The organism is Candidatus Eisenbacteria bacterium (genome assembly GCA_016235265.1).
Lineage (GTDB): Bacteria > Eisenbacteria > RBG-16-71-46 > RBG-16-71-46 > JACRLI01 > JACRLI01.
Genome location: JACRLI010000014.1, coordinates 155,940 through 168,206, shown reverse-complemented (window position 1 = coordinate 168,206; position 12,267 = coordinate 155,940). Strand labels below are relative to the sequence as shown.

Sequence of the window (12,267 nt, the reverse complement as noted above, 5' to 3'; positions counted from 1 at the left end):
GCGCCCGCGGCGGCCTCGCGCAGCTGCGCGGGGTCCAGCACCGCGGCGACACGGCCGTCGTCCACCACCGTGGCCCCGCCCTCGACCAGGGGGCGCGCGGGGTCCATGGTGAGCACGGCCTTCGCCTGGACCAGGAAACGATTCACGGGTGCACTCCTTCCGGCGGTCGCGGATCCAACACGGGCGCGTCCGCAGCGAGGGCCGAGGATACGCGCTGGGCGCGGGCCGCACAACCAAGGCCCTTCTCCGTCCGCGTGTTTTGGCCTATTCTCGCCGGAGTTTCGCCCACCGGGACGGGCGCGCGCCCGTCCCCCCGTGCCACTTGTCCCGAGGCCCCCCGTGTTCGAGCAGTTGGCGGCGGTCCAGAACCGCCTCAAGCACAGCCTGCTGGGCGTCCAGAACTACGTCCTGTTCACCGCGCGGTCGCTGGTCCTGTGCGTGTCGCCGCCCTTCTACTGGCGCGACATCTACGAGCAGCTGCACTTCGTCGGCTGGGGCTCGCTGTACCTGGTGCTGCTGTGCGCGTTCTTCTCGGGGCAGGCGCTGGCCATCCAGCTCGCGCGCGAACTTCAGAACATGGGCTCCGAGACCTACCTGGGCAAGCTCATGGTGGTGGCGGTGGTGCGCGCGCTGGGCCCCACGCTCACCGGGCTGGTGGTGGCGGCGCGGATTTCCTCGGGCATCACCGCCGAGCTGGGCGCCATGAAGAGCTCCAACCAGATCGATGCGCTCACCGCCTTCGGCACCGACCCGGTGCGCAAGCTGGCGGTGCCGCGGATATGGGCGCTGCTGGTCATGCTCCCCTGCCTCACGCTGATCTCGGACCTGCTGATGCTCTTCGGCGGGCAGCTGATCTCGGTGTACATGGCGCGGGTGTCGGCGACCACGTACTGGAGCATGGTCCGCGCCTACATGACCTTCGCCAACATGACGGTGGGCATGGTCAAGCCGTTCCTGTACGCGCTGGTCATCGCCACCGTGGCCAACTACAAGGGGTTCACCACCCGCGGTGGCACGCGCGGCGTGGGCAAGTCCACCACCGAGTCGGTGGTGATCTCCTCGGTCAGCATCCTCGTCGGGGACGCGGTGATGACCCGTTTCATCTTCACGCTGCTGGGGTGGTGAAGTGATCGAGTTCCGCGACGTGCATTTCCGCTACGGCCCGCTGAAGGTGCTCGACGGCGTCAGCTTCACCGTGCGCGCCGGGACCACCCGCGTGGTGATGGGCCCGTCGGGCACCGGCAAGTCCACGGTGCTGAAGCTGATCGTGGGCCTGCTGCGGCCCGAGAGCGGCTCCATCCTGGTGGACGGCGTGGACGTGGCCCGCGCCGGTCGGGACGAGGTGAACTCGGTGCGCCGCAAGATCGGGATGGTGTTCCAGGAGGGCGCCCTGTTCGACTCGCTCACCGTGGGCGAGAACGTGGGCTACTCGTTCCTGGAGCGCAGCCGGAAGTCGCTGCAGGAGGTGGAGTCCGAAGTGCGCCGCTACCTCTCGCTGGTGGGGCTCGACCCGGACATCCTCGACCACCTTCCCGACCAGCTGAGCATCGGGATGCAGCGGCGCGTGGCCATCGCGCGGGCGCTGGCCGCCTGCAATCCCACGCACATGCTGTACGACGAGCCCACCACCGGGCTCGACCCGATCACGCTGGAGACGATCACCGACGTCATCGTGAACCTCCAGACCCAACTCAAGATCACCTCCGTGGTGGTCACCCACCAGATCCCCGACGCGCTCAAGCTGGGCACCAGCTTCCTGGTGCTGTCCGACGGGAAGGTGGCGTTCGACGGCGACGCCGAGCAGCTCGCGGGCTGCGAGGAACCATTCGTGATGAGCTTCCTGGAACCATTCAAGAAGACGCTGCGGGATGCGTTTCACAGCCTGCATCCCGAATTCGGCGCGGAACAGGGGACATTGCCATGAAGCGGGCCGGTGACATTCGCTGGGGCCAGGTGCAGATCGGAATCGTGGCGGTGGCCGCGATCGGATTCCTGCTGTGGGCCTCGATCAAGGGCGGCGACGCGGTGATGATCGGCGCCAAGAAGACGTTCCGCGCGAACTTCAAGGACGTCCGCGGCCTGGTGGTGGGCGCGCCGGTGCGGCTCAACGGGCTCGAGGTGGGACAGGTGGAGAAGATCTCGCTGGACCACTTCGCCGCCACGCACACCATCGAGGTCACCGCCACCGTGAACAAGGTCTCGTGGCCGTTCATCCGGCGCGACTCAGAGGCGTCCATCAACGCCATCAGCTTCTTCGGGGACAAGTTCCTCCAGATCACCGCGGGCTCGCAGGATCAGCCGGCGATCGCGCCCGGCGGTGAGATCCGCGGCGTGGAGCAGTCCGACCCCATGGAGATGGTGAGCGGCAGGAACAGCCCGCTCACGCAGCTCTCGCCGGTGCTGGCGCACCTCGACACGCTGACCGCCGTGATGGCGCGCGGCGAAGGCAGCGTGGGCCGGGCGATGCGCTCGGCGGAGCTGCACGACGAGCTGTTGGCGCTGGCCCGGGACATGCGGACGCTCACCCGGGCGCTCGGCCGCAACCAGGAACAGGCCACGCAGGCCCTGGTGCGGGTGGGCCACACGGTGGACTCGCTGGGCTCAGCCCTCCAGGGGCCCGGCACGGCGGGTCGCTTCCTCAAGGATCCCGCGATGTACGAGCACGCGGCCAGCGCCACCGCGCGACTGGACAGCCTGCTCGGCGACGCCAGCGCCGGCCGTGGCGTGCTGGGCAAGCTGTCGCGTGACGAGCAGCTCTACAACGAGTCGAAGGACCTGGTGAAGGACATGCGCAGCCTGGTGCAGGACCTGCAGGCGAACCCGAGGAAGTACATCAAGATCAGCCTGTTCTGACCGGGGCGGCGCAGTTCCGGCCCCGCGGGTCACTCGTCGCGCGGGGGCCGGGTGTCGAGCGGGTGGCCGGCGTCCTCCCAGCCATGGTAGCCGCCCGCGAGCGAGGTCACGTTACGGTAGCCCATCTTCTGCACGCTGTCGCACACCAGCGCGCTGCGGAAGCCGCCGCCGCAGTAGAACACCAGCGGCGCATCCTTGTCCGGGAACGATTTCTCGATGTCCCGCTCCACGAGGCCCTTGCCCAGGTGGGCCGCCCCGGGGATGCGCCCCGCCAGCCACTCGAGGTCCTCGCGCACGTCCACCAGCAGGAATTTCTCGCCGTGGGAGGCGCGGTCTCGGTATTCGTCGATGGTGATTTCGCGGATGCCCCGCTTGGCGGCGTCCACCAATGCCAGAAACCCCGGTGAGTGCTCCATGATTCTCCCCTCTTGTTGACGGCCCGCTGGAGTATACCATCCGGGTGCGCATCCAACGGAGGTGTCCCCGGAGCGTGCCCGCCGGGTCAGGCAGCTCCCCGCGAGCCGCGATCCCGGGCCCATCCCGACAACAGGAGGCCCCATGGTACCGGCCTGTCTCGCTTCGATCCTGCTCGCGCTCGGCGCGACGACTCCTCCGGCCGCCACGTCCCCCGGCCCGGCCCCGGCTCCCCTCGCGGCGGCCGTGGGCAGGACTTCCCCGCTGGCCCATACCTTCTCCATCGTGGCCCGCGATCCGGCCACCGGGGAACTGGGTCAGGCCGCGGGCGGGGACATTCGCGGGAAGCAGTCCGCCGCCCAGATCGTGGTGCGCGCGAAATCCACCGGCAAGCCGTGGCAGGACCGGATCTTCGACCTGCGCGTGGAGGATCATCCCCTCCCGCTCCAGGAGCTCCGCCGCCTGGTGCGGCTGCGCCGCGCCTGCAACCTGGAAGACGAGGGGGACAATTTCATCGCGGCCAACCGCACCGTGGAGGCGCTGGACGCCTACGAACGGGCCATGAAGCTGGCGCCCGAAGTGGTGGAGCTGAAGTTCTGGGCGGCGGTCTCGATGTACACCAACCGCCGCGCCGACGAGGCGCGCACGCTGTTTCGGGAGGTGTTCGCGCAGGAGCGCCGGTGGGTGGAGCTGGTGCCGAGGCTGGCCAGGGCGGGGCTGTTCCCGAGGGACCCGAAGGTGATCTCGGACGTGCAGGCACTGGGGAATCCCGCGGCCCCGTGGTGATGGGATGCCGGGGCCCGCGGCGAAGGTCGTGCCGGGAGCCATGGCAATGGGCGTGCCGGCGCGCGGTTCACGTCCTTCGGCCCTTGCCCGCGCTGGAGCAAGCCCCCAGGCCAGATGGACGATCCCACGCACGCCGGCACAATGCCGTGATCGTGTCGCAACTCGGATATTTGGCGGGTCGCGGGGATCGTGAACCCGAAACAGGAGAGCCCCAAGGTTCACGCAGCCCCGCGACCCAGGCGGCGCTTCCCGGGCGCCGTCCGCTCAGCCCGGGCTCCCGTTCTTCCGGGCGGGAAGGTCCTTCCGCCCGGGCCGGGCCCGGAACTTCGCGTTCATGGACAGAGGTGCGCGCGTCCGTCGCGCTGATACCTCTCACCGCGAAATTCCCCTCTTGTGATACTGTTCCCGCATGTCGGAATCGCCACGCATCGGGTCCCTGGACCCCACCGAGGACGCCCGCCTGGTGGAACTCTGCCTGGGGGGCGACGCGCGGGCCTGGGAGACCCTGGTGCGCCGCCATGAGCGGCTGGTGTACTCCGTCGCCCGCTCCTACCGCCTGGCGGAGCCGGAGATGGCCGACGTGTTCCAGGACGTGTTCGCCGCCCTGGTGAAGGGCCTGCCCCGCATGCGCGACCCGCGCACGCTGTGCCGATGGCTTTCCAGCACCGCCGACCGCATCGCCCGCGCCACCGCGCTGCGCAAGCGCCGCGAAGACGCCCTGACCACCGCGGACCCGGAGAGCCTGGAGCGGCTGCCGGGCCCCGCGGAGACGGACGCCGACCTGGAGCTCCTCGAGGAGCAGGCCCTGGTTCGCCTGGCCCTGGGCCGGCTCCCGGGCCGCTGCCGGGCGCTCCTGGAGGCGCTGTACTACGAGGAGCCCACGCCGTCCTACGCGGACCTGTCCCGGCGGCTCGGGGTTCCCATCGGCTCGCTGGGCCCCACCCGGGCCCGGTGCTTTGACCGCATGCGGGCGGCACTGGCCGCCCTGGCCTCGGGCGACGGCGGTATTTCCGAATTGGCATCCCCCACCTCTCCTCCTGGAACGAAGAAGTCCCCGCGCTCCGGCCGGGCCCCGCGGACGCCCCGCGAGGCCGGCCCGGGCAAGACCATGGAGAGAGCGGAATGAAGCGCTCACCCGGGAAGTCCCCCCACATCGACACCCAGGTCGCCCTCGACTACCTGGAGAACCGCCTCACCGAGGCGCAGCGGGCCCCCGTGGAGGTGCACCTCGCGTCGCCCTGCCCCGACTGCCGCGAGCGCGTCCGGGAGGTGGGCCGGACGCTCGAGTTGATGCGCCTGGACCGCACCCCGGAGGTGCCGGACGCGGTGCGCGCGCGGGCGTTGTCCGTCTTCCAGGACAGGCCCCGGGAGTCCCCGGTGCGACGCGCCGCAGCCCGGGTGGCGGAACTGCTGTTCGACTCGTGGGCCCAGCCCGCGCCGGCGCTGGCGCGCCGCGCGGTGGGCGAGGCGCGCCGCCTGCGCTACACCCTCGGCGGACAGGGGTTCGAACTGGAGATCGAGCTCGAGTCGCAGGGCATGGTGACGCTGCGGGGACGCCTGGACGCGCCGGAACCCGCTCTCTGTTCCATCGTGGTCGAGGTGGGTGAGGAGCGCCGGGCCGCGTGGCCCGACGCCGGCGGTGCCTTCGCCATCGAGCATGTCCCCACCGGGCAGGCCCGCGTGAGCGTGACCGGCCTCGAACGGGCGTTCCACCTCCCCCCCGTCGAGCTCTAGCCCTTTCCCCGAAGGTACCCCGATGAGGACTTCGCCCGGTTCGCGGCGCGACACCGCCCAGCCGTCCGCAGCCGACCTGCTCCGGCGGGTGGACGAGCTGCGACGCTCCCGCCCCGACCGCGCCCTTGAACTGCTGGGGGCGGGCTTCCCCGGCGCCGTCCGGGCCGCCGCACCGTCCGTGCGCGGCGAACTGTGGCGGCTGCGGGGCCACGTGCTCCGCGGGCTGCGGCGCACCTCCGAAGCCGCCGCAGCCTACCGCCGGGCCCGCGACTGGTTCCGCCGCGCGGGCCAGCCGCGCGAGGAAGGCCGCTGCGCCATCGGGCTCGTGGATTCCCTCATGTACCTGGGCCACTACGACGAGGCGCGCCGCGAGGCTGCCCGCGGCCGCGGCCTCCTGCAGCGCAGCGGCGACCGCGTCTCGCTGGCCCGCCTGCTCAACAACGAGGGCAACCTGCACCACCGGCTGGACCGGCCGGACCGCGCCATGGAGCGCTACCGCGGCGCCCGGCGCGCCCTGGCCCGCGCCGGGGACACCCGCGGCGCGGCCCTGGTGGACGGCAACATCGGCAACTGCCTGTCCCTGCTGGGCCGTTGCGATGAGGCTCGCACGCTCTACCGGCGAGCCCGCGCCGCGCACGCCCGCCGCGGCTACGCGCTCGACGCCCTGAACGGGGACTACAGCCTGGCGTACCTCGACTTCCTGGAGCACCGCCACGAACGGGCGCTGGAGGGGCTGGCCCGCGTCCGCGAGCAGGCACGCGACTCCGGCAGCCCGTCCCTCTCGGCGCTCTCGGCGCTGGACCGCGCGGAAATCCTGCTGCGGCTGGGAGCGCACGAGCGGGCGCTCGAGGAGGCGCTCCGGGCCGCGGAGGAATGCGGGGCGCTGACGCTGAAGTACGAGCAGGCCAAGGCCGAGACTTTCGCCGCTCTGGCCGAGTTCAGGCTCGGCCGGGAGGGAGCGGCGCGCGCACGGCTGGAGCGCACCCTGGCTGCCTTCCACGCCGAGGGGAATCTCGTGTGGGCCGGTGAATCCCTGGTGGGCTACGCCACGGTGTGGTGGCGTGCCGGCAACCCGCGCGCGGCGGCGGCGCTGCTCTCGGCGGCCCGCAGGCGCTTCGCGCGTGCCGGCGACTCCGAGCGTGAAGGCTGCTCGCTGGCGCTCCTGGCGCGCGCCCTGCTGGAGGGCGGTGAGCGCAGGCGCGCCGCGGCCTGCCTTGCGCGCCTGCGCGGCCCGGGCCGGCGCCCGGCCTCCCCGCGGCTGCGGCACCTGGCGCTGGCCGCGGAAGCCGGCGTGGCGCGCGCCGCGGGAGATCTGGCCGCCGCGCGGCGCTTCCTGCGCCGGGCGGCGCGGGAGTCGGAACGGCTGGCGGCGCGCGTCCTCGACGAGCAGTGGCGGTCCACGTTCTGGGGCGAGTGGGGCTGGCCACACCGCGAGCTCGCTGCGCTGGAGCTGGAGCAGGGCCGGGTGGCCGAGGCGCTGGAGGCCCTGGAAGGCGGGCGCGGGCGCGCCCTGGTCGGCCCCACGGCGCGCGGCGGCGGCAGGGGCGGGGAGATTCCCGGCAAGGTCCGCGCGTGGGCCGCGGCGCGAATGGCCCGCGAGCGGGAGCGCACCGCCCGTTCGGGCGAAGCCGTGCCCGAGGCCACGCCGGCGGGGCGGCGCCCCGTGGAGCCCGGCCCGGAGTCGCCGGCGCTGCGGCGCGCGCTGCGCGCCGCGCCCCGGATGATCCGCGCCGCCGCGCTGCAGAAGGCACTGCCCCAGGATGTGCTGCTCATTGACTACCTGCTCCACCGGGGCAGCCTGGGTGCGATCACCGCCGGCCGTCACCGCCTCTCCGGCCGGCTGGGAATGGCCAACGAGGCTCAGGTCACGCGCCTGGTGCACTCGCTGCTGTTCCAGTTGCGCAGCGCCACATTCTCCGGCGCGGGTGCCCCGGGCCCGGCGGGCGCGCCGGGTGCCACCCTGGCGGAGCTGGCCGCGCTGGCGCTGTGGCCCGCGCTGGGGCCGTCCCTCCCCGCCGGCCTGCCGCGGGGGCTGGCGGTGGCGCCCGTGGGGCCGCTGGCGCGGCTGCCATGGGCCGCGCTGCCGCTGCCCGACGGCCGGGCGTTGTGCGAGGCCATGAGCCTGGTGGTGGTCCCGGGCCTGCGCCTGGGCCTGGCGGGCGCGCGGACCGCGAGTCCCACGGCCACCTCCCCGCCCCTGATCGTGGCCGCGGACGCCGGCGAGTTGGAGAACGTGGAGCCGGAGACCCGCGCGCTGCTGCGGGAATTTCCGCAGGCCAGACTGCTGGCGGGTGCGGAGGCCACGGCGGAGCGATTCCTGGATCTGGCCCCGCGCGCCGAGTGGATCCATTTTGCGGGCCACGGTCACTAGCGCGCGGATGCCCCGAATGCCAGCGGGCTGCAGCTCTCCGACCGCTGGCTGCTCGCCTCGGAGCTGGCGGGGCTGCGCCTCCGAGCCCGCTGGGTCACGCTTTCCGCCTGCCAGACGGCCCGGGCCCTGGTCCGGCCGGGCGAGGAGTGGTTCGGGCTGGCGCGCTCCTTCCTCGTGGCGGGAGCGGGTGCGGTGATCGCGTCGCAATGGGATGTGGACGATCGGGCCACCTCCCGGCTCATGTCGGCCGTCTACGGGCGCATGGCGGCCGGGGCGGGTCCGGCGGGCGCCCTGGCGGACGTGCAGTCCGGGTGCAACCGGGACGGGATCCATCCGCTGGACTGGGCGGGGTTCGTGGTGCTGGGGGGACCGGCGGCAGCGGGGCCGGGGAAGGTGCCCGGAACAGCCGAGAAGACGCTGTAGGCGCGGAACTTTGAGACATTTCTCGCATCAAATTCAGGTGGCAACTACCCCCCGGAGGAGAGCCCATGAGTCCGCACCAGCAGATTCCTGAGAGAACCGGCCCCGCCAGGATCGCCGCGCAGCTTCTGGCCCTGGGGCTGGCGCTGGTCCTGGCATCCTGCAGCAGGCAGGCGCCGCTGTCGCCCCTTGTGGGAGTCAGCCCGCTCCCCGGACACCCCGGCAACGCCACGGCCGATCAGACCGGCGACCCACAGGAAGTGGTGCTCTCCCTGCTCGACGTCCGCGACGCCCCGGCGCTCGCTGTCGCCTACGCGGTGACACTCATCGAAACCGACGACGAGGGCTACGCGAAGTTCCTCGCTCCCTTCGGCACCAACCCCGACACCGTGGCTGCGCGGATGGCGCTTGACCCGCGCGTGGCCAGTGCCGAGCGCAACGTCCTCTTCGAACCCGCCGAGACCCGCCAGCAGAGCTGGGCATTCGACGACGGTGGCGGCACGCCGAAAGCGTTCATGGAGCAGCCGGCCGGGGCCGCCATCCACCTTTCCCAGGCGCATCGTTTCAGCCAGGGGGCGGGCGTGACCATCGCCATCCTCGACAACGGCGCCGACGCTTCGCACCCCGCGCTCCGCGGGCACGTGGTGGGCGGCTGGAACTTCGTGGACCGGAACTCCGACTTCACCGACCGCGCCTACGGAGTGGACAGCAACGGCAACGGCATCCTCGACGAGGCGCTCGGCCATGGCACGCACGTCGCCGGCATTGCGGCCCTGACCGCCCCGGCGGCCCGGCTGTTGATCGTGCGGGTGCTCAACTCCGACGGCCGCGGCGACGTCATGGACGTCGCCTCCGGCATCCGCTGGGCGATGGCCAACGGCGCACGGGTGATCAACCTGAGCCTGGGCACGCTGCAGGAGAGCCCGGCCATCAAGCAGGCACTGAACGACGCGAGGGCCACCGGGGTGGTGTGCGTGGCGTCGGCCGGCAACTGGGGCGCCGAGCACCCCGAGGAATACCCCGCCCATGCGCACGCAGCCCTGGCCGTGGCCGCGATGGACGCCATGGGCACCGCCGCCCCCTTCACCTCGTTCGGCGGCTTCGTGGCCGTGAGCGCCCCCGGTGTCGGGGTGCGCAGCGCGTTCCCGGGCAACCGGTACATGCTCTGGAGCGGCACCTCGATGTCCGCGCCGTTCGTGAGCGGCACCTCGGCGCTGCTGCTTTCGCTGCACCCGAACTGGAACCACGACCAGGTGATCCAGCGCCTCACGGCCACCGCGGGACCGGTGGCCACCTCGCGAAGCGAGCAGGCCGGCAAGCTGGGCGTGGGCTCCCTGGACGCCGGCGCCGCGCTGCGGGCCGACTCCACCATGGCGTGGAACTCGGGCGGCGGGGACGGCGACCTCACGCGCCGGAAGTAGTCCTGGGCGCGGGAAGACAGGCAAAAGAGACCGGCGCGGTCCGCAAGGGCCGCGCCGGCTTCGTTTCCATCCGCTGAAGCGCCTCTCAGTCCGCCAGCAGCTTCTCGTCGCCCGGGCGGGTGTGGTTCCAGTAGTCGAGGCGCAGCGACTTCTTCAGCTCCAGCGTCACGCCCTTCTGCGTTTCCACGCGCAGCAGGCGGTTCGGGAACACCGACTCGAAGTGATAGACATCCACCACGTCCAGGTAGCGCACCTCCACGCGCCGCGCCGGGAAGCGACCCGCGGGCACGGTGAGCGACTCGGCCTCCGCCACGTGCACCAGCGCCGGCACCAGCCCGGTGCGCTGCACCCGCGCGGCCGCCTGGGACGGGAGCAGGTCAAAGCCGATGTCCCCGCCGCGGCCCAGGTCCACGCCGCGCAGCCACAGCGGCAGGGCGTCCAGGGCCTGGGCGCCGGCGCCGGCCTCCAGGCGCAGCTCCCGGTCCCCTTCCTCGTCCCAGTAGGAGCCGGAGCGGTGGGTCCACGGCTGGTTCGCGGGCCTCGCCCCGGGCAGGGGCGGCTTCACCTCCACCCAGGTCATGCCGCAGCCGTCCTGCGAGGTGGCCGAGAGCTTCACCAGTTTCCAGGCGCGCGCGTCGAGGAAGCTGGAGGTCATCAGGTGCTCGGTGTAGGTGCCGGCGGGCACATCGAGGAAGAAGTTCTGCTTGAGCACCGGGAAGTTCACCTTCGGGCCGGGCGCGGCGTCGGACTTCACCAGCAGCCTCCGGTCGAAGTCCTCCTTGACCACGATCGAGCGGGCCTCCACGCGCACGGTGTCGCCGGCGCGGTTGCGCGCCGTGCCCGCGTAGATCGAGATCTCCGCCTTGCCGTCGTCCCACACGGGGTGGGTGCCGAGGCCGGTGACGGGCCGCGACACCGGCAGCGTCTCGGTGGCCACCACCTCGGTCGGCGCGGCACGGGCGCGCGGGCGCTTGTTGCGCGCCTCCGCCGGGGACCAGGCGCACACCAGGGCCGCCAGGAGCAGCGTGGCGCGAACCAGCGCGGCCCCCGGCCTCATGCGCCTCCCATCCGGCCCACCGCGCCCGCCTCGACCGCCACGCGGCGGCCCTGCGCGTGCGAGGCTCGCGCCGCATCCAGCACGCGCTGGGTGGCCACGCCATCCTCCAGGTTGGGATGGAACCCGGATCGGTCGCGCACGCTGGTCGCCAGCCCGGTGAGCAGCGCGTAGAAGGGATCGAGCCGGGCATCCTCGCCGTGGCGCTGGATGTCGAACTCCTTCTCCACCGACACCTGCTCGCGCGGGTGCCCCGGGCGCGCGCGGAACAGCACGTCGTTCTCCACGAACAGGCTGCCGTGCTCGCCATGCAGCTCGAAGACGTCGTCGCGGTGGGACACCACGGCGCTGGCCTCGAGCACCCCGGTGGCGCCGTCCTTGAATTCGGCGGTCACCACGAAAGCGTCGTCAGCCGTGACCGGCCTGGGCGTGCCGGAGGCGTCGGGTCGCGTCGGGAAGTGGTTCTCCATCGTCGCCGACACCGAGGTGACCGGCCCGGCCACCCACTGCGCGTAGTCCACCAGGTGCGACCCGATGGCGCCCCACATGCCCCCGCCCATGCCGGCGTCGCACAGCCAGCGCCAGGCGATCCCGCGGTGGGGGTTGAAGAAGTCGTAGTGGCTGCGCGCCTCGAAGCGCGTGAGCGGGCCGATGTCGCCGCGCCGGAGCAGCTCGCGCGCAAAGGCCCGCGCGGGCATCATGCGGTACTCGTGGTTCAGGGCGTGCACCCGGCCGCGCTCGCGGGCGAACCGGAGCAGGTCCTCCGCCTCGGCCGCGTCCATGGCGGTGGGCTTCTCCAACAGCAGGTCCCGGCCCAGCTCCAGCGCGCGCCGCGCCTGGGGGTGGTGCAGCTTCGGTGGCGTCACCACGCTCACCAGGTCGCAGTCCACCTCATCGAGCATGCGTTTCCAGTCGTCGGAGGCGTATTTCACGCCCAGTTCGTCGGCCGCGGCCCTGGCGCTTTCGAGGCGGGCGCTGGCGATTCCCACCAGCTTGTAGTCGGGGTGCCTGCGAAAGGCCGGGCCCTGCACGCGGCGTGCGAAACCGGCGCCGATCAGGGCAACGCGAATCGGTTCGGGCATGGGCGCTCCTCGGGTTTCAGGTCTTCCAGGAGGGCGGGATCCAGGGCGAATTCCGGGACACTCCGGACGAGTCTAGCGCATCCAAGGAGAGGGCGCACCGTGGGCCGGGACGCCCCGGGGCTCCCAAGCCCG

Annotated in this window: 13 protein-coding genes; 9 read left to right on the top strand and 4 right to left on the bottom strand. The window is 72.4% G+C overall.

What is annotated here, in order from left to right:
- Positions 1-146 (bottom strand): hypothetical protein (locus HZB25_07280; protein ID MBI5837029.1); only part of this gene is annotated, 146 nt, incomplete at its 3' end.
- Positions 147-339: 193 nt separating this feature from the next.
- Here HZB25_07280 and HZB25_07275 point away from each other — a divergent pair.
- Genes HZB25_07275 through HZB25_07265 form a run of 3 tightly spaced genes read left to right on the top strand, consistent with a single transcriptional unit; the run spans position 340 to position 2,853 of the window.
- Positions 340-1,125 (top strand): ABC transporter permease, encoded by a 786-nt coding sequence (locus HZB25_07275; protein ID MBI5837028.1) that lies wholly within the window; start codon positions 340-342, stop codon positions 1,123-1,125.
- Between the two features lies 1 nt (position 1,126).
- Positions 1,127-1,924: an ATP-binding cassette domain-containing protein gene (locus tag HZB25_07270; protein MBI5837027.1), complete on the top strand. Its 798-nt coding sequence runs from the start codon at positions 1,127-1,129 to the stop codon at positions 1,922-1,924.
- On the top strand, positions 1,921-2,853 hold the full coding sequence (locus HZB25_07265; GenBank protein MBI5837026.1) for an MCE family protein: 933 nt from the start codon (positions 1,921-1,923) through the stop codon (positions 2,851-2,853). The genes HZB25_07270 and HZB25_07265 overlap by 4 nt, the downstream gene beginning before the upstream one ends.
- Before the next feature lie 29 nt (positions 2,854-2,882).
- On the opposite strand, the gene HZB25_07260 is transcribed toward HZB25_07265, so the two are convergent.
- Positions 2,883-3,269, bottom strand: coding sequence for a sulfurtransferase (locus tag HZB25_07260; GenBank protein MBI5837025.1), 387 nt, complete (start codon positions 3,267-3,269; stop codon positions 2,883-2,885).
- A 142-nt stretch (positions 3,270-3,411) separates the two neighbouring features.
- Between HZB25_07260 and HZB25_07255 the strand changes: the two genes are divergently transcribed.
- The 6 genes from HZB25_07255 (at position 3,412) to HZB25_07230 (ending at position 9,999) form a co-directional block, all read left to right on the top strand.
- A complete protein-coding gene (locus tag HZB25_07255) occupies positions 3,412-4,053 on the top strand; it encodes a DUF1028 domain-containing protein (GenBank protein MBI5837024.1) in 642 nt (213 codons plus the stop codon).
- A gap of 409 nt (positions 4,054-4,462) precedes the next feature.
- Complete coding sequence (locus tag HZB25_07250) at positions 4,463-5,179, top strand: sigma-70 family RNA polymerase sigma factor (GenBank protein MBI5837023.1); 717 nt, start codon at positions 4,463-4,465, stop codon at positions 5,177-5,179.
- Positions 5,176-5,787, top strand: coding sequence for a hypothetical protein (locus tag HZB25_07245; protein ID MBI5837022.1), 612 nt, complete (start codon positions 5,176-5,178; stop codon positions 5,785-5,787). Before HZB25_07250 ends, HZB25_07245 begins: the two co-directional genes overlap by 4 nt.
- Before the next feature lie 22 nt (positions 5,788-5,809).
- The gene (locus tag HZB25_07240) at positions 5,810-8,158 is read left to right on the top strand and encodes a CHAT domain-containing protein (GenBank protein ID MBI5837021.1); all 2,349 of its coding nucleotides are present in this window, start codon (positions 5,810-5,812) and stop codon (positions 8,156-8,158) included.
- 27 nt (positions 8,159-8,185) lie between these two features.
- Entirely contained in the window at positions 8,186-8,581 is a 396-nt protein-coding gene (locus tag HZB25_07235; GenBank protein MBI5837020.1) for a CHAT domain-containing protein, read from the top strand.
- Between the two features lie 65 nt (positions 8,582-8,646).
- Positions 8,647-9,999 carry a S8 family serine peptidase gene (locus HZB25_07230; GenBank protein MBI5837019.1) on the top strand — a complete coding sequence of 451 codons (1,353 nt, stop codon included), beginning with the start codon at positions 8,647-8,649 and terminating at the stop codon, positions 9,997-9,999.
- Between the two features lie 85 nt (positions 10,000-10,084).
- Here the strand turns inward: HZB25_07230 and HZB25_07225 are convergent, their stop codons facing one another.
- Complete coding sequence (locus HZB25_07225) at positions 10,085-11,056, bottom strand: hypothetical protein (protein ID MBI5837018.1); 972 nt, start codon at positions 11,054-11,056, stop codon at positions 10,085-10,087.
- Entirely contained in the window at positions 11,053-12,135 is a 1,083-nt protein-coding gene (locus tag HZB25_07220; GenBank protein ID MBI5837017.1) for a Gfo/Idh/MocA family oxidoreductase, read from the bottom strand. The genes HZB25_07225 and HZB25_07220 overlap by 4 nt, the downstream gene beginning before the upstream one ends.
- Positions 12,136-12,267 lie beyond the last annotated feature (132 nt).

What these genes read in the sequence shown, in the direction of transcription:
- HZB25_07265 (MBI5837026.1), top strand. Translation starts at nt 1,921, where the DNA reads ATGAAGCGGGCCGGTGACATTCGCTGGGGCCAGGTGCAGATCGGAATC.
- HZB25_07260 (MBI5837025.1), bottom strand. Translation starts at nt 3,269, where the DNA reads ATGGAGCACTCACCGGGGTTTCTGGCATTGGTGGACGCCGCCAAGCGG.
- HZB25_07255 (MBI5837024.1), top strand. Translation starts at nt 3,412, where the DNA reads ATGGTACCGGCCTGTCTCGCTTCGATCCTGCTCGCGCTCGGCGCGACG.
- HZB25_07250 (MBI5837023.1), top strand. Translation starts at nt 4,463, where the DNA reads ATGTCGGAATCGCCACGCATCGGGTCCCTGGACCCCACCGAGGACGCC.
- HZB25_07245 (MBI5837022.1), top strand. Translation starts at nt 5,176, where the DNA reads ATGAAGCGCTCACCCGGGAAGTCCCCCCACATCGACACCCAGGTCGCC.
- HZB25_07240 (MBI5837021.1), top strand. Translation starts at nt 5,810, where the DNA reads ATGAGGACTTCGCCCGGTTCGCGGCGCGACACCGCCCAGCCGTCCGCA.
- HZB25_07230 (MBI5837019.1), top strand. Translation starts at nt 8,647, where the DNA reads ATGAGTCCGCACCAGCAGATTCCTGAGAGAACCGGCCCCGCCAGGATC.
- HZB25_07225 (MBI5837018.1), bottom strand. Translation starts at nt 11,056, where the DNA reads ATGAGGCCGGGGGCCGCGCTGGTTCGCGCCACGCTGCTCCTGGCGGCC.
- HZB25_07220 (MBI5837017.1), bottom strand. Translation starts at nt 12,135, where the DNA reads ATGCCCGAACCGATTCGCGTTGCCCTGATCGGCGCCGGTTTCGCACGC.